We start from the raw sequence: 20902 nt of genomic DNA, 5'->3' as shown, positions 1-20902 counted from the left end.
CGCCGTTATCGACCAGCACGACCAGGATGTCGCAGCCGTATTGGACGGCGGTGGCCAGTTCCTGCCCATTCATCAGGAAGTCCCCGTCCCCGGCGAGTGCGATCACGGTCCGTTCGGGATGGCGCAGGGCGGCCGCAACCGCAGCCGGCACGCCATAGCCCATGGCCCCAGCGGTCGGAGCAAGCTGGGTGGGATGGCCGTTGTAGTGCCAGTAGCGGTGCCACCAGCCCGAGAAATTGCCCGCGCCGTTGCAGATGATGCTGTCGTCGGGCAGTGCCTCGCGCATCGCGGTGACGCAGGCAGCCATGTCGAGCGCAAAGGGCGCAGGTTTGGCCGTGCTCCATTCAAGCCATTCGCGGTGGGCTTCCTTGCCCGCGTCAAACGGGACGACATCGTGGTCCCACAGGTCCGCTGCCTCGGCGAATTCGGCCATGTCGGCGCAAATGGCGAGATCGGGACGATAGACCCGGCCAAGCTCGTCCGGATCGGGGTGGACGTGGATCAGGATCTGTCCGGGGTGATCGGGGGTGATCAGGGTATAGCCATCGGTGGTCGCCTCGCCGAGCCGGGCGCCAACCACCAGCACCAGGTCAGCCTGCTTGATCCGCTCGACCAGCTTAGGATTGGGGCCATAGCCAAGGTTGCCGGTCCAGACCTTGCTTGAATTCGGGATCGCGTCCTGTCGGCGAAAAGCGCCGGCCACAGGCAAGCCGATGCCTTCGGCAAAGCGGGTGAAGTATTCACGGGCCTTGGCGTTCCAGCCCGCGCCGCCGATGATCGCGACGGGCGCGGCGGCATCGTTGAGCAGTTCTATCAAGGTTTCCATGGCGTCCGGGCAGACAGCCTGAGCCGGTCGGACAACCTGGGGGCGCGGGCCGATGCCGCTCACCCGATCGAGCAGCATATCTTCGGGCAGGGCGATCACGACCGGCCCCGGCCGCCCCGAAATCGCCGTCGCCCAGGCCCGCGCGACATATTCGGGAATCCGCGCCGCATCGTCGATCCGCAGCACCAGTTTGGCGAGGGGGCCGAACATCTGGCCGAAATCGACTTCCTGAAAGCCTTCGCGGTCGCGCATCCCGCGATCGACGTCGCCGACGAACAGCAGCATCGGCTGCGAATCCTGCATCGCGACGTGGACGCCGATGCTGGCATTGGTTGCCCCGGGACCGCGCGTGACGAAGCAGACACCGGGCCGCCCGGTCATCGCCCCGTCGGCGCAGGCCATGAACGCGGCTCCGCCTTCCTGGCGGCAGATCACGGTCTGGACCTGGTCGGAGTCGTGGAGCGCGTCGAGCACCGCGAGGAAGCTTTCCCCCGGCACCGTGAAAACGCGGTCGCAGCCCTGTTCGAAAAGGCAATCGACGAGCAGCCGCCCGCCATTAACTGTCGTGTTCTCGCTCATCAGCGGGGTTTAGCCGCAGGCCATGCCCGCCGCAATGGTTGCGGCTGAAACGGCTGTGAGAACAAACCTGTCCCGCTTTGGGATAGTCCGGATTAACCACGTTATTTCCGTTGCCCGAATGGTGAAGAAGTTCTTAACCCGGACATATGGAACGCACAAAAAGAAGGTCGCTGGTCCTCACCGATGAAACTGCCGGACATCCGTTTCGTCGCAGTCTGCCCCCGCACGTGCGCACGGGCTTGGCAGTGGCCGGGGAAGCGCGCGGTCGCTGGATCTCGCTCGATGACGTCAGGGATTTCCTGATGGCCTATTGCGCCTGCTTCCTGGCAGTCTCGCTCTACATCGCCTGAGCGCGCGGGAGCGGCTCAGCCCTCGCGCTCGGCGGCAACCAGGCGGCGCGCGATCGCGGCCGAGATCAGGCACATCCCCGCGCTCAGTAGCAATTGCTGGATGATCGGCACGCCAACCGCCGAAAGCCCGGTGGCGAACAGCGAACCCATCACCATCGCGCCGGAATTGACGATGTTGTTGGCCGCGATCGTCCGGGCGGTCTGCGACTTGTCGACGAAGGTGGTGAGGAAGGCGTAGAGCGGCACCACGAACATCCCGCCCGCGACCGCAATGCCCAGCAGGGTGAGCATCAGCGGCACCGCCAGCGGCTCTGCCATGAACTCGCCCACGTTCATCAGGTGATTGTCGGTGTGGCCCGGCCAGGCGTTGCAGACCAGGTAGAAGCCGATCACGAAAAAGCCCATCACGACGACCGACGAGGGCGAATAGCGCGCCGAAACCGTGCCTTTGAGCAGAGCGTTGACCGACATCGAGCCGATCGCCACGCCGACCGAGAAGATCACCAGGAACAGGCTGGCCACTTCCTTGCTCGCCATCAGCACGTTCTTGGCCAGCGGCGGAAACTGGACGAACAGCACGGTGCCGATCGTCCAGAAAAAGCTGATCGCCATGATCGCCAGGAACACGCGGCGATCGTGGCTGGTGTTGCGGACCAGCGCGATGGACGAGCGGATGAAGTGGAAGTCGAGCGGTTCGGGCTCGTGATGCGGCGGGGCGGGGGGGACCTGGCGGCTGACGGCATAGCCGAGCATCGCGGTGACGATCACCCCGCCCGCGGCCCACTCGATCGGGATCCATCCGGCGAGAATCGTGCCGGTCAGAATCGCGATATAGGTGCCTGCCTCCACCAGTCCGGTGCCTGCCAGCACTTCATTCGGATGCAGATGCTGGGGCAGGATCGCGTACTTGATCGGGCCGAAGAAGGTGGAATGAACCCCCATCGCGAACAGTGCCGCCAACATCAGCGGAATCGCGAGGGTGGTGACCGCAAAGCCCTTCCAGGCGAGGCATAGTCCGATCGCACCAACCGTCATGATGCCGATTTCACAGGCCTTGACGATGCGGATGATCCGCGCCTTGTCGCGCATGTCGGCAAGCTGGCCGGAAATGGCGGAAAAGACGAAGAACGGGAGGATGAACAGCCCCGATGCGATCGCGCTGAACTGGGCTTCGGCCTGTTCGGACTGGTAGACGTTGTAGACGACGAACAGCACCATGGCGTTCTTGAACAGGTTGTCGTTGAAAGCGCTGAGCAGCTGGGTCACGAACAGCGGCAGGAACCGCCGCGAATGGATCAGGTGGGTTTGTGTGGTCATACTCTCGCAACTGGTCCGCGAAACTCGGGCCGGACCCTAGCGGCACTTCCCCGCCGGACAACCCCCCAAATCGCCTCTTTTTCACTCGCCCCTTTTGCACTTGCCCAAGAGCCGCTAAGCCCCTGTTCATGTTGACGCTGCCGAACCTGCTGACCCTGTCCCGCATCGTCGCGGTGCCGCTGCTGGTGGCCTTTCTGTGGTGGCCCAACTGGGAGTTCGGATATCTGCTGGCATTCGGCCTCTACTGCCTGATGGGGATTACCGATTATTTCGACGGCTATGTCGCGCGCTCATACGGCGCGGTCAGCAAACTCGGCCAGTTTCTGGACCCCATCGCCGACAAGATCATGGTCGCCGCCGTCCTGCTCGTGCTGGCGGCGCAAGGCGTGCTGACCGGCCCTTACGTGGGCGATATGCACGTGATCGCGGGGCTGATCATCCTGATCCGCGAAATTGCCGTTTCGGGCCTGCGCGAATTTCTGGGCGGGCTGCGCGTCTCGGTGCCCGTCAGCCGCCTCGCCAAGTGGAAGACCACCTTTCAGATGGTCTCGCTCGGCGCGCTGATCCTGGGGCGGGCGACCCCGTGGTGGACCGTTCAGGCCTTCGGCATCGAGATGAACTTCCCCCACACGGTCGGCCTCACCACGCTGTGGGCGGCGGCGGTGCTGACGGTGATCACCGGCTGGGATTACCTGCGGGTGGGTTTGAAGCACATGGATTGAGCGCTAGCCGGCTCGAAGTTCCTCGGCCAGCAGGCGGAAGTCGTCGGCGCGCGGGCTGTTCTTGCGCCACACCAGGGCAATCTCGCGATTGGCGCTGGCGCTGATCAGGGGGCGTGCAACCACATTGGTGCCGTTGAGAATCCCCGCGTCGAGCGCCATTTCCGGCAGCATCGTCAGGCCCAGGCCATTGTCCACCATCTGCACCAGCGTGTGCAGACTGGTGCCGATCATGGTCGCACTGGCGCGCAGTTCGGGGCGGTTGCAGGCGGCGAGGGCGTGCTCTTTCAGGCAGTGCCCGTCTTCCAGCAGCAGCAGGCGGTTCTCGTCGATCAGGTCGGCGGTGATTTCGGCCGGGGGATCGCGGGGATCGTCCTTGGGAAAGGCGACGAACAGCGCGTCGAGCTCGATCGTCTCCTTCTCAACCTCGCCGGTCGCGAAGGGCAGGGCGAGCAGCACGCAGTCCGAGCGGCCATGGTGGAGCGATTCCATCGCCGCCGCGCTGGCTTCCTCGCGCAGGTAGAGCTTGAGCTGAGGGCGCTCGCGCCGCAGGCGGGGCAGCATGCGGGGCAGCAGGAACGGTGCGATAGTGGGGATCACGCTCATCCGCACGTCGCCCGACAGCGGCTGCCCGGCGCTTTGCACCATGTCGGACAGTTCCTCCGCCTCGCGCAGCAGGCGGTGGGCCTTGGCAACCACGGCATTGCCGAGCGGAGTGAAGCGTACCGCGCGCTTGGTCCGTTCGACCAGCACCACGCCCAGCAGGGTCTCCAGATCGCGCAGGCCCGCCGACAGCGTCGATTGGGAGACGAAACAGGCGTCAGCCGCGCGGCCGAAGTGCCCATGTTCGTGCAGCGCGACGAGGTACTGAAGCTGCTTGAGCGTGGGCAGGTAGGTGGTCATAGGCTAGCGCTTAGCACTAAAGACCAGGCAACCGAAACGCCCAGTCAGTTCGGATCGTCGTCGCAAGCGGCGATCACCAGCTTGCAGGCGCCAGCTTCGGGATTGCACTGTTCGAGCGCGGAATTGATCGCGTCGGTCTTGGTGTCGCCATAGCCGTAGCCATAGTAGCCTTCGCTATTGACGTAGGCGCCGCAGGTCTTGAACCACATGATGGTCTTGCACTCGCCATTGGGATTGTACTTGTCGCAGAATTGCTTGGCGACGCGCTCGGCTGTAGCCTGATCGGGTTGCCCCTTGGAATAACCATAACCCGGCTGGATCGAGGTGCTTTTCTGATCGATGGCAATCGCACCGTAACCGAATGCCGGAACGGAAATCAGCCCGACCAGTGCGGCGGCAAGGCGAAGTCGAATCATCTGCAATCTCCCCTGTATTTCGCCAGCTCGGTGCCCCCGATGCTTCGTTTATTCCTCGGCAGCCTCGACGCGCGACATCCTGAGCTTACCATTTACAACCGCAAAAGCCATCTTTCCTTCAACAAGATCAAGCGCATCCTTGCCGAATACTTCGTAGCGCCAGCCATCGAGCAGGGGCAGTTCGCGCACCCCGGCGGCCAGCAGCTCCAGATCCTCGCTGCGGGCCAGCAGGCGGGCGGCCACGTCGATCTCGCGGCTGCGGATCTTGAGCAGCAGCTTCAGGAGGTCCGCGACCAGCGCGCCTTCCTTGCCCAGCGGCGCGCCGCGGGGCGTGCGGGGCGGCAGTTCGGCATCGGTGAGCGGACGCGAATCTGCCAGCGTCTGCATCAGGCGCTTGCCGATCTCGTTGTCCTTCCAGCCTGCCGAAAGCCCGCGCACCTTGGCGAGGTCCGCCTGGGTCTTGGGCGGGTGACTGGCGATGTCGGCCAGGGTCTCGTCGCGGGCAATGCGCCCGCGCGGGATATTCTTGTCCTGCGCTTCCAGTTCGCGCCACGCGCCCAGCGCCTTTAGCCGACCCAGCATTGCCGGGTTGCGGCCCGATGCCTTGATCCGCTGCCAGGCGAGGGTGGGATCGTTCTTGTAGTTCGCCGGGTCCGCCAGCTTTTCCATCTCGATATCCAGCCACGCGCCGCGCCCGGTCTTGATCAGGCGCTTGAGCAGCTTGGGGAAGATCTTCGCCAGATGGGTAACGTCACCGATGGCATATTCGATCTGCCGTTCGGTCAGCGGGCGGCGCGACCAGTCGGTAAAGCGCGCGCCCTTGTCGATCTGCAGGCCGAGCCAGGATTCGACGAGGTTGGAATAGCCGATCTGTTCGCTTTGGCTGATCGCCATCATCGCGATCTGGGTGTCGAAGATCGGGTGCGGGGTCTTGCCGGTCAGGTTGTAGACGATTTCCACGTCCTGCCCGCCGGCGTGAAACACCTTGAGCACGTCCTCGTTATCGACCAGCAGGTCGAGCAGCGGGGCGAGGTCGATGTCCTTGGCCATCGGATCGATCGCGGCGGCCTCATTCTCATCCGCGATCTGGATCAGGCAGAGTTCGGGCCAATATGTGTTCTCGCGCATGAATTCGGTGTCGACGCACACGAAGTCTGCTTTGGCGAGACGCTCGCACAGTTCGGTCAGTGCGGCGGTGGTCGTGATCAGGGGATGTATCTTCATATTGCTTTTCTGTATGAACCCGTGCGGGTTCGCGGCTTGACAAAAGTGCGGCCATCGCCTGTTAGCCGCGCTTTCGCCCCTGCATCAAAGTGGGCCGCTTGGAAAGAGTTTCGATGCATCTTTATCGTTCGCACACCTGCGGCGCCCTGCGCGCCAGCGATGTTGGCCAGGAAATCCGCCTTTCGGGCTGGGTTCACCGCAAGCGCGACCACGGCGGCGTGCTGTTCGTCGACCTGCGCGACCATTACGGGATGACCCAGATCGTCGCCGACAGCGACAGCGCGGCGCTGGCGATCCTTGAAGGTCTGCGCGTGGAAAGCGTGGTCACCATCGACGGCGTGGTCAAGGCGCGCAGCGAAGCGACCGTGAACCCCAACCTTGCGACCGGCGAGATCGAAGTCTTCGCGCGCGGCGCGACGGTGCTCTCCCGCGCCGAGGAACTGCCGCTGCCGGTGGCGGGCGAGCAGGAATATCCCGAGGATATCCGCCTGCGTTACCGCTTCCTCGACCTGCGCCGCGAAACGCTGCACGCCAACATCGTCAAGCGCACGAAGATCATCTCGGAAACGCGCCGCCGCATGGAAGCCATCGGCTTCACCGAATATTCGACCCCGATCCTCACCGCCTCCAGCCCCGAAGGCGCGCGCGACTTTCTGGTGCCGAGCCGTATCCACGCGGGCAAGTTCTTTGCCCTGCCGCAGGCCCCGCAGCAGTACAAGCAGTTGCTGATGGTGGCCGGTTTTGACCGCTATTTCCAGATCGCGCCGTGCTTCCGCGACGAAGACCCCCGCGCCGATCGTTTGCCGGGCGAGTTCTACCAGCTTGACCTCGAAATGAGCTTCGTCACCCAGGAAGAAGTCTGGGAAACGATGGAGCCGGTCATGGCCGGGATCTTCGAAACCTTTGCCGAGGGCAAGAAGGTGACGCCCGCGGGCAGCTTCCCGCGCATTCCTTATGCCCAGGCGATGCTCGATTACGGCACCGACAAGCCCGACCTGCGCAATCCGCTGATCATCCGCGACGTGACGAGCGAGTTCACCCAGTCCGGCTTCGGCCTGTTCGAAAAGATCGTCGGAACCGGCGGCGTGGTGCGCTTGATTCCGGCCCCGAACACCGCCGACAAGAGCCGCAAGTTCTTCGATGACATGAACGAGTGGGCGCGCAGCGAAGGCCACGCTGGCCTTGGCTACGTCACCCGCAAGGGCGGCGTGTTCGGCGGGCCGATCGCCAAGAACCACGGCGAGGACAAGATGGCCGCGCTGTTCGATGCGCTGGGTCTTGGCCCCGATGACGGCGCGTTCTTCGCCGCCGGCAAGGCCGAACAGGCGGCAAAGCTGGCCGGAGCGGCGCGCGTGCGCGTTGGCGAACAGCTGAACCTGGTTGAGCAGGACGCCTTCCGCTTCTGCTGGATCATCGACTTCCCGTTCTACGAGTGGAGCGAGGAAGAAAAGAAGATCGACTTTGCGCACAACCCGTTCTCGATGCCGCAGGGCGGGCTGGAAGCGCTGGAAAGCCAGGATCCGCTGACGATCAAGGCCTATCAGTATGACATGGTCTGCAACGGCTATGAACTGGCCTCGGGCTCGATCCGCAACCAGCACCCGGACCTGATGGTCAAGGCGTTCGAACTGGTCGGCCTGTCGAAGCAGGACGTCGAGGACCGCTTTGGCGGGATGTACCGCGCGTTCCAGTATGGCGCGCCGCCGCATGGCGGGATGGCCGCCGGGGTGGACCGCATGGTCATGCTGCTGTGCGGAGTGCAGAACCTGCGCGAAATCACGCTGTTCCCAATGAACCAGCGCGCCGAAGACCTGCTGATGGGCGCGCCTTCGCCGGCCGAAAACCGCCAGCTGCGCGAACTCCACATCCGCGTGGTCGAACCGCAGAAGCCGCAGGGCTAAGGAGCGCGGTGGGCGAGGGGGCGGTCCCGCTCGCCCGCGCGGCTCAGCCTATTTGGGGCAATTGTCGCTGACCTTCTGGCTCGTCACGTGCATCGTGCTCTCGCTTCCGGGCATGCCGATCGTGATACGCAGCTCGCTGGAGACACCGGGCTTGTAGCTGCCGGTTGAAACGAAGCTCAGCATGTCGCCATTCGCGGTCTTGCAGGTGAGCGAGAAATTCAGCGATCCCGGCCCGCCGCTCGTGCTGGTGCAATTGCCCGTGTTGCGGATCATTGCGACGGCTTCGACCATGGTCGAGGAAAACGATTGCTGATCGTCGGCGGCGATGCAGCTGGGGGTCGTGTTGGAATCGATGACCTTGCCCGATGCGTCGAGCTCTTCGAAGCTTCCGTTCCAGTAACCGGGCATATATGCGGCATCGAGCGCGGCCTTGTAGTTCTGGACCGCCTTGTCGGTATCGCTTGCGCCGGACTGCGCCGACACGCCTTGCGCCGCTGCCATGCCGAGTGCCAGCGCGGCGGCTGACATGAGTACGAACTTGTTGGCCAGCATCCTCAATTCCTTTTGCTTGGTTTGGCGCAGAGCCTAATCGAGACAGCGGCGTTATGCCAGCGGGCTTGCGCCTGCCACCGACCGGATGCGTCAGACACGTAAAAGCGCGCTTTGCACAGTCCAAGGCATGCATTTCGCGCAATGGACTTGCCAGCGTCGCGCATGGGCTTTAGGGCGCAATTTCGAAACATCATCCTCCGTCCTCAAAGGGGTAAAATAAATGAGCGACACCGCCGATCGGGTTAAGAAGATCGTTGTCGAACACCTGGGTGTGGAAGCCGACAAGGTCACCGAAGACGCCAGCTTCATCGATGATCTGGGCGCTGACTCGCTCGATATCGTCGAGCTGGTCATGGCCTTCGAAGAAGAATTCGGTGTCGAGATCCCGGATGACGCCGCTGAAAAGATCAGCACCGTTTCCGACGCGATCAAGTACATCAACGACCACAAGGGTTGATTGGGGGCTGATTGCCTCTGCCCATGTCCCGTCCGGCTGATACCGCTTGTGCGGGCGCCGTGGGGCTTAGACAGGCTCGGCCCGCACGGGGCTGAGCCTGTCCTGCGTTTGGGCTAATTGATTTTCTGAGCTTTGGAGAACGCGAATGCGCCGTGTCGTCGTAACCGGTCTTGGCCTTGTCACCCCGCTCGGGGCCGATGTCGAAACAACCTGGGCTAACCTGATCGCGGGCAAGTCCGGCGCGGGCCCGATTACCCGTTTCGACGCATCCAACCAAAAGTGCACGATCGCCTGCGAAGTGAAGCCGGCCGATCACCCCTATGGCTTCGATCCGAACAAGCGCGTCGATCACAAGATCCAGCGCCAGGTCGATCCCTTCATCGTTTACGGCATCGATGCCGCCGGGCAGGCGCTTGAAGACGCCGGCCTCGTCGACATGGACGACGATCTCAAGATGCGCACCGGTTGCTCGATCGGTTCGGGCATCGGCGGGCTGCCGGGGATTGAAAGCGAATCGATTGTTCTCCATGAAAAGGGCCCGGGCCGCGTTTCGCCGCACTTCGTCCATGGCCGCCTGATCAACCTGATCTCGGGCCAGGTTTCGATCAAGTATGGCCTGATGGGGCCGAACCATGCGGTCGTGACCGCCTGTTCCACCGGCGCGCACTCGATCGGCGATGCCGCGCGCATGATCAAGGACGGCGATGCCGACGTCATGCTGGCGGGCGGCGCCGAAGGCACGATCAACCCGCTGGGCGTGGCCGGGTTCGCCCAGGCCCGCGCGCTCAACTGCAGCTACAACGACCGCCCGGAACAGGCCAGCCGCCCTTACGACAAGGACCGCGACGGCTTCGTCATGGGCGAGGGCGCGGGGGTTGTCGTGCTGGAAGAATACGAGCACGCCAAGGCGCGCGGCGCCAAGATCTATGCCGAAGTGGTGGGCTATGGCCTGTCGGGCGATGCCTATCACGTCACCGCCCCGCACCCCGAAGGCAAGGGTGCCGAGCTTTCGATGCGCATGGCGCTGCGCAAGGCCGGAATGGGCCCGGGCGACATCGACTATGTCAACGCCCACGGCACCTCGACCATGGCCGACACGATCGAACTGGGCGCGGTAAAGCGCGTGCTGGGCGATGACCTGGGCGGTGCCTCGATGAGCAGCACCAAGTCCGCCATCGGCCACCTGCTGGGCGGCGCTGGCGCGGTCGAGACGATCTTCTGCATCCTCGCGATCCGCGACCAGATCGTTCCCCCGACGCTCAACCTCGACAATCCGGACGAAGGCACCGAAGGCGTCGACCTGGTTCCGCACACCGCCAAGAAGCGGAAGGTCCGCGCCGCGCTGAACAACTCGTTCGGCTTTGGCGGGACCAATGCCAGCGTGGTCGTGAAGGCGCTGGAGGACTGATCCAGTGCTCGGTTCTCGTCGGGGAGGGCTGCCAACGCTTATCGCCGGCGCGCTGCTGCTCGCCGTGCTGGGCTGGTTTGTTGGCGGCTGGTACCTATCGGGACCGCTTGCCAAGGACACTCCCTTCATCGTTCCCGATGGGGCGAGCCTGAGCATCGTTGCCGACAAGCTTGAAGCCAACGGGGTGATCGCTTCGGCCAGCACCTTCAAGCTGCGCGCCCGCGTTTTCGGTGGCGGGGCGCCGATCAAGGCCGGGGAGTTCATGTTCCCCAAGGGGGCGAGCGCTGCCAGAATCCTCTCGATTATCCAGGGCGACGAGGTGCTGCGCCGCTTCGTCACGATCCCGGAAGGGATGCCCTCAATCATGGTTTATGAGCGGCTGATGGCCAATCCGCTGCTGACCGGCACGATCGAGATTCCGGCGGAAGGGTCGATCCTGCCCGACACCTATGAAATCCAGAAGGGTGAGAGCCGCCAGGCCGTGCTGCTGCGGATGCAGGCCGCGATGCAGCGCACCCTTGCGGAGTTGTGGGCTGGGCGCGGCAGCAACATCGCTGTGAAGACGCCCGAAGAGGCGCTGACGCTGGCCGCCATCGTCGAAAAGGAAACCGGCAAACCCGATGAACGCACGATCGTGGCCGGGCTCTATTCCAACCGTTTGCGCCAGGGGATCATGCTCCAGGCCGATCCGACGATCATCTATCCGATTACCAAGGGCAAGCCGCTGGGCCGCCGGATCAAGCAGAGCGAGATCCAGGCGGTGAACGGCTACAACACCTATTCGATGGTAGGCCTGCCCAAGGGGCCGATCACCAACCCGGGGCGCGCCTCTATCGCGGCGGTGCTGCATCCGGCCAACACCAACGTGCTTTACATGGTCGCCGACGGTACCGGTGGGCACAAGTTTGCCGCCACGCTGGAAGAGCACAATGCCAACGTCCAGGCCTGGTACACGCTGCGCAAGGCACGCGGGGACTTCTGATCCCCGCGCGGATCCTTGGCCACAGCGTCAGGGTTCGATGATGTTGAACCCGCTGCTCACCGGATCGACGGCATCGAGCCAGGCCTTGAGTGCGTCCCGGTCACCTTCGACCTTGAGTCCCGCCGCTTCGAGCTGATCGAGCGGCATCTTGAGGAACAAGAGCCCCAGGATTAGCCGCCGGGGGGCCGTGATAGTCGCATTGACTGTGCCCAGCGGGGTCATCCGCCCGATCATGGTCGTCCCGGTCAGTTCGACCCCGGCGGTTTCATTGCGGTCCGGCATGATCAGGTTGAAGGCCAGCTTGCGACCGCCCAGTTTGGCCGGATCGAACCGCGTTGCGGCGGAATCGAGCAGCAGGCTGGTCGGCACGGCGGCAATCATGTCGGCGCTCTGGGTATTGATCCGCTGCGGCTGATAGCCATTCCGCAATTCGTTCGCGGCGGTAAGGTACTGGTTGCGCCAGATCCCGCTTTCCGACTGATAACCAAGCTGTTCGAAACTGTCGGCCAGCAGCGCGCGCGCGTCCTTGTTCGCGGGGTCGGCAAAGACAAGCTGGTTGAGCAGCTCGACCGACCAGCGATAATCCCCTTCGGCCATGGCCGAGCGGGCGAGCGCCAGAACCTTCTTTGGCCCGCCCATTGCCGCGACATACTTCTTGGCGCGCGGGACCACCGGCAGCGGGTTGAGATTGGCCGGATTGGCATCGTACCAGCCAAGGTAGAATTGATAGATCGCCTTGGAATTGTGGCTGTAGGTCCCGTAATAGCCGTGGTTATACCATTGGGCGGCAAGCGCTTCGGGCTGCTTGAGATCCTCGGCGATCTCGGTAGGCGTCTCGCCCTGATTCATCAGGCGGACGGTCTGATCGTGGAGGTAGCGATAGTTGTCGCGTTGCCCCGCCAGCATTTTCGCCACGTTGGCCTGGCCGAAAACGGGCCAGCAATGGCTCGAAATATCGACCTCGGCCCGGCCGCCGTAAAGTTGCAACGCTTCATCCAGGAATCCTGCCCAGGCATGGGCGTCGCGCACCTTCGCGCCGCGCGGGGTCAGGATATTGTGCAACGAACAGGTCGACATTTCGGCTGAAAGGAAGACCTTCTGGCCCGGGATGAACACGTTCAGTTCGGCCGGGGCCTCGCTACCCGAGACGATCTGGAATTCAAGCTGAACACCGTCGATGCTTCGCGTCTCGCCGGTGTGGGAAATCGTGTCGGTTGGCTCGATCAGGGTGATTTCACCCGCCGCGCCGGCCATGCCGATGCCGCTGCCCATCTGGCCTTGCGCGCCTGGCTGGAGGCCGACGCCGAACTGGTAGTTGGCGCGCCTGGCCATCGCCGCTCCGGCCATGACGCTTTCGGACGACGTTTCTTCGGTGAAATGGGCAGGCGCAATGATCGCCACCTTGCCAGCCTTGACGTCGGCCTCGTTCACTACGCCACGTACTCCGCCGAAGTGATCGACGTGGCTGTGGCTGTAGATCACCGCGACGACCGGGCGGGGACCAAGCTGCTGGTTGACGAGTTCCAGCGCGGCGGCCGCGGTTTCCCGTGTGGTCAGCGGATCGATCAGGATCCACCCGGTATTGCCCTTGATGATCGTCATGTTCGAAAGATCGAACCCGCGCACCTGCCATACGCCGTCGCTGACCTGAAACAGGCCGTGCTTGTTGAGATTGGTCATCTCGCGCCAGAGCGACGGGTTGACCGTGCTCGGCGGCGCGCCCTTGACGAAATCGAACGCTGCCATGTTCCACACCGGCCGACCGTCAGCGCTGCGGATAACCGGGTCAGCGCGGGTCGCGATGAAGCCGCGCGTGGAGAATTCGGCGTCGTTCCCGTTGTCGGCTGGCAGAGCCGCGCTGGCGGCCCGTTGCGCGGCGACGGTGGCTTGGCTTGCTGGCTTGGGCGTCATGTCCGGCGCGTTCGCTGGCGTGCCGGCCAGGGCGCTGGTGGTCGTCAAGAGCAGGGCAAAGGCGGCGAGGCCGCCGACGGTTTGCGACATTCAGGTCTCTCCTCTGTTTTGGCCACAGTGCTGCCGCGCAGGGGGCATTGCAAGCAGCCTTGATCGCTTTGGGCGATCACCCTGCGCAGAAAAGCCGATTGGCTGGATCGGCCCGGCTGCTTTAGCCAGCGTGAAGTAGCTGGTTCTGGCGGCACGAAGCCGCTAGGTGCGGGCGGTGCCGACCGATCCCCCCAAAGAGGCGCCGCCCGCGCCATTCATCGTGACCGCCGAACTTCCGGCCGATGTCTTCGCATGGGCCGACGGTTTGCGCCGCGCCCATTTTCCGCCGGAGCGCAATCACCTGAAAGCTCACGTGACGCTGTTTCATGCTTTTGCCCCGTCATTGCGCGAGGAACTGCGTTCGGTGCTGGCCCGACTCTCTGGGGAATTCAGCGCTCCACCTGCTCGGATCGATGGTCTGATGAACCTGGGGAAGGGCACCGCGCTCGCCATCACCAGCCCGGGCATGCTGGCGGTGCGCCGGGTGATTGCCGATCACTTCCATGGAGCGCTGACCGCCCAGGATCAACATACCCCGCGCCTGCACATAACCGTCCAGAACAAGGTTGCCCCAGCACAGGCGCGTGCGCTGCAAGCGGAACTGGGACCAGTGCTGAAATCGCGCGATTTTGCCTTCACTGGCCTCGGTTTGCACCTCTATTGCAATCCCCATTGGGAAGAATTGGGGATCTGGAAATTCAGGGGCAAGGTTCGCGCTTGACCCGGCGCTTTGACCCCCCTATGTGCGCCGCCTGTCCACGCGACAGCGCGCTTGCGATTGGTGTGGCGGAGTAGCTCAGCTGGTTAGAGCAGCGGAATCATAATCCGCGTGTCGGGGGTTCGAGTCCCTCCTCCGCTACCATCCCTTTCCCCATCGATATGATTGGCATCAGGGATGGCTGCCGTTTCCGCGGACCGGATCTTCTTGCCATCGGTACGTTCACCCAAGCGGCGGGGCCATGCTGTTCGCATGCGTTGCGCGCGTGCCATTCCCGCGGCGAGCATCCCGTGCTCTGTAATCGGGTGAGGGCGCTGCAAGGGCCTATGAGTCTGACATTGCGCGGCATTTCTGCGCGTACCGGCTTTGGCGCGTAAGCCCCGCTCAATCCAAATCCCGGCACCTCGGGCGCTGCGCGAAAATGATTGTCCTTTATGCGGTTGGGTGAAATAATCGAAAGCGCGGTATCGAAACAATCGGGCCGCTGTGGGAGAGAATGCCGGTGCGTGGCAGCAGCATAGACAGGGCGCGGATGTGAGTGGCTGTGCAGCGGAACTGGGCTGGCCACGCATGACGCTGGCCGAAGTGCAGAGCCAGCTCTGCGCCCCGGGGCAGCGCTTCGAGATCGAGCTTGTGTCAATCCGCGGGATTCCGACCCGGGTGTGGAAGAACGCCCCTGCCAGCCTGGCTGCCCTGGCCGAGACCGGACGCGCGCATGGTGATGCCACGTTCCTGGTCTATGAGGATGAGCGCGTCAGCTATGCCGCGTGGTACCGCGCCGTGGCGGCGCTGGCGGCACATCTCAGAGCGCTAGGGATTGGCAAGGGCGACCGGGTGGCGCTGGCGATGCGCAACCTGCCGGAATGGCCGGTGGCGTTTTTCGCGGCGACCACCATCGGCGCGATCTGCGTGCCGCTTAACGCGTGGTGGACCGGGGCGGAGCTTGCGTATGGGCTCGCCAATTCGGGGAGCAAGGTTCTTATCTGCGATGCCGAGCGGATCGAGCGGATCGTGCCGCATCGCGCCGACTTGCCGGACCTGGCAGCGGTGTTCGTCACGCGCGGTGCCGGCTTGCCCAATGGGATGGAGGCGCTGGAAAGCGTGATCGGTGCGGCCGCGGACTGGGCAAGCCTGCCCGACACGGCGATCCCCGCCGAAGTCATCGCGCCCGACGACGATGCGACGATCTTCTATACCTCGGGTACGACCGGTAATCCCAAGGGCGCGCTGGGCACGCATCGCAATCTGGTAACCAACATCCTCTCCGGCGGCTATTCGGCTGCGCGGGCGGTGCTGCGGCGCGGGGAGCAATTGCCCGATCCGGTCCGCAAGAGCGCGCTGATGGTGATCCCGCTGTTCCATGTCACGGCTTGCAGCGCCACCTTGATGGGCGCCATCGCGGCGGGCAACCGGCTGATATTCATGCGCAAGTGGGATACGCTCAAGGCCTATGAAATCATCGAGCGCGAACGCGTGAATCTGACCGGGGGTGTGCCGACGATCGCCTGGCAGCTGATCGAGCATCCTGATCGCGACAAGTACGATCTCTCCTCGCTCGAGGCGATTTCCTATGGCGGTGCGCCGTCCGCACCGGAACTGGTGCGCAAGATCCGCGATGTCTTCGGCGCGCAGCCCGGCAACGGCTGGGGCATGACCGAGACCATGGCGACGGTGACGAACCATTCGTCCGAAGACTACCTCAATCGCCCCGAAAGCGCCGGGCCGCCAGTGCCCGTGGCCGATCTCGAAATCCGTGCCGAGGACGGGGTCACCGTCCTCCCGGTGGGCGAAGTCGGAGAGCTATGGGCTCGCGGGCCGATGATCGTGAAGGGGTACTGGAACAATCCCGAAGCGAGCGCGTCGACCTTTGTCGATGGCTGGGTGCGGACCGGCGACCTGGCGCGGCTCGACGCAGAGGGGTTCTGCTATATCGTCGATCGGGCCAAGGACATCATCATCCGTGGCGGAGAGAACATCTATTCCTCCGAGGTCGAGAACGTCCTTTACGATCATCCCGCGGTAACCGACGCCGCGCTGATCGGCGTGCCCCACCGCACTCTGGGTGAAGAGCCGGCGGCAGTTGTCCATCTGGCACCCGGCACCAGCGTCAGCGAGGCCGAATTGCAGGATTGGGTGCGGGCGCGGCTTGCCGCTTTCAAGGTGCCGGTGCGGATCCTGTTCATGGCCGAGACCCTGCCGCGCAATGCCAATGGCAAGATCCTGAAGAAAGACCTCAAGGCGCTGTTCGAGGCGGCCTGACCGAGCGAAGGAGACAATTGATGAAGCTGTTCGACCTGTCAGGCAAAGTCGCGGTAATCACCGGCAGCACGCGCGGGATTGGCCGCGCGATTGCCGAGGCCATGGCCGATCACGGCGCCCGCGTCGTGATCTCGAGCCGCAAGCAGGACGCCTGTGAGGACGTGGCCGCCGCGATCAATGCGGCGCACGGTGCCGGCACGGCGACCGCCATCGCCGCCAGCATTTCATCGAAAGCGGCGCTGCAGGAACTGGTCAGCCGAACCCAGGCCGAAGTCGGACCGATCGATATCGTGGTCTGCAATGCCGCAACCAACCCATATTACGGGCCAATGAGCGGGATCAGCGACGAGCAGTTCCGCAAGATCCTCGACAACAACGTGCTCTCGAACCACTGGCTGATCCAGATGTGCCTGCCGGGCATGATCGAGCGCCGCAGTGGCTCGGTGATCGTCGTTTCCTCGATCGGCGGGCTGCGCGGTTCAACCACGATCGGCACCTACAACATTTCGAAGGCGGCGGATTTCCAGTTGGTGCGCAATCTCGCGGTCGAGGTCGGGCAGCACAACATCAACGTCAACGCGATTGCACCGGGGCTGATCCGCACCGATTTCGCCAAGGCGCTGTGGGACAATCCCGAAGCCGAAAAGCGCTTCAATTCCAGCCACCCGATGCGCCGCATCGGCGAGCCGGGCGAGATTGCCGGGGCCGCCGTTTTCCTTGCCGCCCCAGCCGGGCACTATGTCAACGGCCAGATGATCGTCGTTGACGGCGGCTCCACGATTTGAAGGGAGAGTAGAAGCATGTCCGAAGCCATTGCCGGTGCCAAGGAGCACATCGAAGCCGCGCGCGCCCATGCCGCCGTGGTGGACGACATCCCGGCCGGAACCCCGCTCAAGCCCATCGCGCGCGTCGGCGTGCTGGGGGCCGGGACGATGGGTGGGGGGATCACGATGAACTTCCTGACCGCCGGAATTCCCGTGACCATCGTGGAGCGCGAGCAGGCCGCACTCGACAAGGGCGTCGCCACGATGCGCCGCAATTACGAGAATTCGGTCAAGCGCGGGCGGATGACCCAGGACGAGATCGAGGCCGCGATGGCGCGGCTGACCCCAAGCGTCGAATTCGAAGATCTGGGGCAGTGCGACCTGGTGATTGAGGCGGTCTATGAGAATATGGACCTGAAAAAGGAAATCTTCGCCCGGCTCGACAAGATCGCCAAGCCGGTGGCGATCCTCGCCTCGAACACCAGCTACCTCGACGTTGACGAGATCGCCGCCCAGACCTCGCGGCCAGAAGCTGTGCTGGGTATGCACTTCTTCTCGCCCGCCAACATCATGAAACTGCTCGAAGTGGTGCGCGGGGCGAAAACCGGTAACGGCGAACTGGCGACGGTGATGGATCTGGCGCCCCGGATCGGCAAGATCCCGGTTGTTTCGGGCGTGTGCCACGGCTTCATCGGCAACCGCATGCTTTCGCCCCGCCAGCAGCAGGCCCAAGCGATGATTCTCGAAGGCGCGGCCTACAACGACATCGACGACGTGCTGCTGGAATTCGGTTTCCCGATGGGCCCGTTCCAGATGAGCGACCTCGCCGGGCTCGATATCGGCTGGCATCGCGATCCCGCGCGGATCGAGACCATCCGCGATGCCCTTTGCGCCGCCGGACGTTGGGGGCAGAAGACCGGCAAGGGGTATTACGACTACGACGAGAACCGCAATCGCGTTCCCTCGGCAGAGGTCAAGGCGATCATCGCCGACTTCGCGAAGCAATCGGGCAAGCCGCAGCGTGCCATCAGCAAGGAGGAGATCAGCGAGCGCCTGCTCTATCCGATGATCAACGAAGGCGCGAAGATTCTCGATGAGAAAATGGCCCAGCGCGCCGGGGATATCGATACGGTCTGGCTCAACGGTTACGGCTGGCCGGCCTGGACTGGCGGACCGATGTTCTGGGCCGCTCACGTCGGTTTGAAAACCGTCGTGGCCGGGCTCGAGCGACACGGGCTCGAAGTGTCGCCCTACTTGCGCACCAAGGCCGAGGCTGGCGGAGGGTTCGGAGATTGACGCGGCCGGGGCCGAACCTTTCGCGCGCCCGTCGCTGTGCTATAGCTGCCACGAATGAATAGCATGGCGGATATGGGGGAGGGGTCAGCTCAGACCAGAGTGCGCAGTTCTGCGCGCTTTGAGCGCAAGCGCGAGGCGATCCTCGACGCGGCGGCAGAACTGATCAACCAGCATGGCGCACGCGGCGCAACCTTGCAGGAAGTGGCGAACGCCGTCGGCCTCAACACCACCAGCGTAACTTACTACTTCCGCCGCAAGGAGCAACTCGCCGCGGCGGTGTTCGAGCGGTCGTTGACTCGTCTGCACCAAATGGTGGACGAAGCCGCTAGGGAAGCCACCCCGCGCGAGCGGGTCGAACGCTTCATTGCCCTGCATGTCGCGCTGCGCAAGCGGGTGATCCGCGGGACCGACAAGGCGCTGGTCAATTTTTCGGACATGCGGACGCTCGATGCCGAACTGCGCCAGCCGCTGCAGGATCAGTATCGCCAGCTGTTTGGCACGGTGCGGGCCTATTTCGGGCCTTTTGAAAACGAAGCGCATCGCAACCTGTGCACTGCGCGTGCCCACATGATGCTGGAAGTCATTTTCTGGCTGCCGGCCTGGCTTGCGCGCTATGCGATCAATGATTTCAACCGGGTTTCGCGCAGGCTGTTCACCATCTTTGACGAAGGTCTGGCGGTTGCGGGGGCAAAGTGGCAGCCGCGCTTCATCACGCCCGCCGAAATCAGCGAGACCATGCCGCCGCAAGATCCCGCGGCCGAGAATTTCCTGCGGGTTGCGACGCGGCTGATCAACGAAAGTGGCTATCGCGGTGCCTCGGTAGTGCGGATCGTCGAGGAGCTGAATGTCACCAAGGGCAGCTTCTACCACCACCTCGATGCCAAGGACGACCTGGTGCTGGAATGCTTCCGCCAGAGCTACAAGCGGGTGGCGGTGGTCCAGTGGCTGGCGCACCGCGACGGCAAGGACGAGTGGGAGCGGCTGAGCTGGGCGATTGCCTCGCTGCTTGATATCCAGTTCAACGGCGAATGGCCGTTGACCCGCACCACAGCGCTGCAAGCGCTGCCCGCGGATGTCCGCGCGGATGTGGTCAGCCGCTCTGACCGGACCGCCTTCCGGTTCATGGGGACGCTGGTCGATGGGGTGCGGGAAGGGACGATCAATCCGGTCGACCCGATGATCGCAAGCCAGTTGATCCTCTCCACGCTCAACTCGGCCTACGATCTCAAGGGGTGGGCAGCCAAGCTACCGCCCCGCCAGGCGATCGCGCTCTATGCATCGACTTTGATCGACGGCCTGTTCGACAACCGGGTGCTCGATACGGCGTGGGACGGCTGACGCAAATCGGTCACCTGGCCCGGTACCGTCTGTCATTTTCGTAAGATTGGTATCTTGCCGCTTGCCTTGCCCGGCGTGCGCTGCCAAGCGCAAGGCATGAGCAACGATCGTGTCCTGCCGCTAGAGGGTGTCCACAATTTCCGCGATTACGGCGGCTATCCAAGTTCGCACGGCGGGCAGGTGGTGCGGAATGTCCTGTGGCGGTCTGCCCAGCATGGCGACGCCACCGATGCCGACCTTGCGCGGATCAAGGACCTTGCGCTCAACACCGTGATCGACCTGCGCGGGACCAGCGAGCGCGAGGCCAAGCCGTGCCGCCGCTATCCGGGCTTTGCCGCTGAAGTGCTGCATCATCATGGCGAAACCGCGGGGCTGGGCCTGCATATGGAAGCGGCAGAAAGTGCGCTTTCGGCGGCAGAGGCCCGAGCGGCGATGATGCGGCTGTACGAAGGGATCGCCTGGCGCGACAACCTGACCCCGATCCTGAAGCGGTATTTTGACGTACTCGAACAGCGCGAAGGCGCGAGCCTGGTGCACTGCGTGGCGGGCAAGGATCGCACCGGCTTTGCGGTCGCGCTGCTCCAGCACGTGCTGGGCGTCCATGCCGACGACATTCTTGCCGACTATGAACTGACCAACCTGGCCGGCAACATCGAAGGCCGGATTGCCGCAGGGGCCAGCCAGATTCGGGAACGCTACGGCAATATCGACGACGATACGATCCGAGTGCTGATGGGCGTCGATCCGGAATATATCGCCACGACCTTTGCCAAGATCCGCGAGCGGCATGGCGATATCGACAGCTACCTGGCCGACTGGCTTGGCGTCGATGCCGGGCGGCAGGACAAGCTGCGCGCGCGCTATCTCACGGCCTGATCTTCTCGCGCTTTCC

General features: G+C 63.8%; 18 protein-coding genes, 1 tRNA gene and 1 pseudogene. 13 read left to right on the top strand and 7 right to left on the bottom strand.

Annotated elements, in window-relative coordinates:
- Positions 1–1405, bottom strand: a 1405-nt coding sequence (locus ACE3SN_RS04525; RefSeq protein ID WP_374527891.1) for a thiamine pyrophosphate-binding protein, incomplete at its 3' end; no start/stop codon positions are given.
- A gap of 146 nt (positions 1406–1551) precedes the next feature.
- Here ACE3SN_RS04525 and ACE3SN_RS04520 point away from each other — a divergent pair.
- Entirely contained in the window at positions 1552–1755 is a 204-nt protein-coding gene (locus tag ACE3SN_RS04520) for a hypothetical protein (protein WP_374527889.1), read from the top strand.
- Positions 1756–1770: 15 nt separating this feature from the next.
- Here ACE3SN_RS04520 and ACE3SN_RS04515 read toward each other — a convergent pair whose 3' ends face one another.
- On the bottom strand, positions 1771–3072 hold the full coding sequence (locus ACE3SN_RS04515) for an MFS transporter (protein WP_374527887.1): 1302 nt from the start codon (positions 3070–3072) through the stop codon (positions 1771–1773).
- A 128-nt stretch (positions 3073–3200) separates the two neighbouring features.
- Here ACE3SN_RS04515 and pgsA point away from each other — a divergent pair, with 128 nt between their 5' ends.
- The gene (gene pgsA / locus ACE3SN_RS04510) at positions 3201–3794 is read left to right on the top strand and encodes a CDP-diacylglycerol--glycerol-3-phosphate 3-phosphatidyltransferase (protein ID WP_374527885.1); all 594 of its coding nucleotides are present in this window, start codon (positions 3201–3203) and stop codon (positions 3792–3794) included.
- Between the two features lie 3 nt (positions 3795–3797).
- Here pgsA and ACE3SN_RS04505 read toward each other — a convergent pair whose 3' ends face one another.
- Genes ACE3SN_RS04505 through rnd form a run of 3 tightly spaced genes read right to left on the bottom strand, consistent with a single transcriptional unit; the run spans position 3798 to position 6334 of the window.
- On the bottom strand, positions 3798–4694 hold the full coding sequence (locus ACE3SN_RS04505) for a hydrogen peroxide-inducible genes activator (RefSeq protein ID WP_374527884.1): 897 nt from the start codon (positions 4692–4694) through the stop codon (positions 3798–3800).
- Between the two features lie 44 nt (positions 4695–4738).
- Entirely contained in the window at positions 4739–5110 is a 372-nt protein-coding gene (locus tag ACE3SN_RS04500) for a DUF4189 domain-containing protein (protein ID WP_374527882.1), read from the bottom strand.
- Positions 5111–5158: 48 nt separating this feature from the next.
- On the bottom strand, positions 5159–6334 hold the full coding sequence (rnd, locus tag ACE3SN_RS04495) for a ribonuclease D (RefSeq protein ID WP_374527880.1): 1176 nt from the start codon (positions 6332–6334) through the stop codon (positions 5159–5161).
- 113 nt (positions 6335–6447) lie between these two features.
- Here rnd and aspS point away from each other — a divergent pair, with 113 nt between their 5' ends.
- Entirely contained in the window at positions 6448–8235 is a 1788-nt protein-coding gene (gene aspS, locus ACE3SN_RS04490; RefSeq protein WP_374527878.1) for an aspartate--tRNA ligase, read from the top strand.
- A gap of 48 nt (positions 8236–8283) precedes the next feature.
- Here the strand turns inward: aspS and ACE3SN_RS04485 are convergent, their stop codons facing one another.
- Positions 8284–8787: a DUF3617 family protein gene (locus tag ACE3SN_RS04485; protein ID WP_374527876.1), complete on the bottom strand. Its 504-nt coding sequence runs from the start codon at positions 8785–8787 to the stop codon at positions 8284–8286.
- 220 nt (positions 8788–9007) lie between these two features.
- On the opposite strand from ACE3SN_RS04485, the gene ACE3SN_RS04480 reads away from it, so the two are divergent.
- The 3 genes from ACE3SN_RS04480 to mltG all read left to right on the top strand — a co-directional run bounded on the left by ACE3SN_RS04480 (position 9008) and on the right by mltG (position 11634).
- On the top strand, positions 9008–9244 hold the full coding sequence (locus tag ACE3SN_RS04480) for an acyl carrier protein (protein WP_292973230.1): 237 nt from the start codon (positions 9008–9010) through the stop codon (positions 9242–9244).
- Between the two features lie 145 nt (positions 9245–9389).
- The gene (gene fabF, locus ACE3SN_RS04475) at positions 9390–10652 is read left to right on the top strand and encodes a beta-ketoacyl-ACP synthase II (RefSeq protein ID WP_374527874.1); all 1263 of its coding nucleotides are present in this window, start codon (positions 9390–9392) and stop codon (positions 10650–10652) included.
- 4 nt (positions 10653–10656) lie between these two features.
- Positions 10657–11634: an endolytic transglycosylase MltG gene (gene mltG, locus ACE3SN_RS04470; RefSeq protein ID WP_374527872.1), complete on the top strand. Its 978-nt coding sequence runs from the start codon at positions 10657–10659 to the stop codon at positions 11632–11634.
- A gap of 27 nt (positions 11635–11661) precedes the next feature.
- Here the strand turns inward: mltG and ACE3SN_RS04465 are convergent, their stop codons facing one another.
- Positions 11662–13635, bottom strand: a complete 1974-nt coding sequence (locus ACE3SN_RS04465; protein ID WP_374527870.1) for an alkyl/aryl-sulfatase — start codon at positions 13633–13635, stop codon at positions 11662–11664.
- Between the two features lie 175 nt (positions 13636–13810).
- On the opposite strand from ACE3SN_RS04465, the gene ACE3SN_RS04460 reads away from it, so the two are divergent.
- The 7 genes and pseudogenes from ACE3SN_RS04460 to ACE3SN_RS04430 all read left to right on the top strand — a co-directional run bounded on the left by ACE3SN_RS04460 (position 13811) and on the right by ACE3SN_RS04430 (position 20886).
- Entirely contained in the window at positions 13811–14356 is a 546-nt protein-coding gene (locus tag ACE3SN_RS04460; protein ID WP_374527869.1) for a 2'-5' RNA ligase family protein, read from the top strand.
- A gap of 64 nt (positions 14357–14420) precedes the next feature.
- A tRNA-Met gene (locus ACE3SN_RS04455) sits at positions 14421–14497 on the top strand.
- A 426-nt stretch (positions 14498–14923) separates the two neighbouring features.
- Entirely contained in the window at positions 14924–16612 is a 1689-nt protein-coding gene (locus ACE3SN_RS04450; protein WP_374527893.1) for a class I adenylate-forming enzyme family protein, read from the top strand.
- Between the two features lie 20 nt (positions 16613–16632).
- Positions 16633–17397 carry an SDR family NAD(P)-dependent oxidoreductase gene (locus ACE3SN_RS04445; RefSeq protein WP_374527867.1) on the top strand — a complete coding sequence of 255 codons (765 nt, stop codon included), beginning with the start codon at positions 16633–16635 and terminating at the stop codon, positions 17395–17397.
- A gap of 30 nt (positions 17398–17427) precedes the next feature.
- Positions 17428–18672, top strand: a pseudogene (locus ACE3SN_RS04440) (3-hydroxyacyl-CoA dehydrogenase NAD-binding domain-containing protein); the annotation flags it as partial.
- A 99-nt stretch (positions 18673–18771) separates the two neighbouring features.
- Positions 18772–20010: a TetR/AcrR family transcriptional regulator gene (locus ACE3SN_RS04435; RefSeq protein ID WP_374527865.1), complete on the top strand. Its 1239-nt coding sequence runs from the start codon at positions 18772–18774 to the stop codon at positions 20008–20010.
- 96 nt (positions 20011–20106) lie between these two features.
- Positions 20107–20886, top strand: coding sequence for a tyrosine-protein phosphatase (locus ACE3SN_RS04430; protein WP_374527864.1), 780 nt, complete (start codon positions 20107–20109; stop codon positions 20884–20886).
- Positions 20887–20902 lie beyond the last annotated feature (16 nt).

Source organism: Novosphingobium sp., from assembly GCF_041915465.1.
Lineage (GTDB): Bacteria > Pseudomonadota > Alphaproteobacteria > Sphingomonadales > Sphingomonadaceae > Novosphingobium.
Note: the sequence above shows the minus strand (reverse complement) of the source record. Positions and strands in the feature narration are given on the sequence as shown.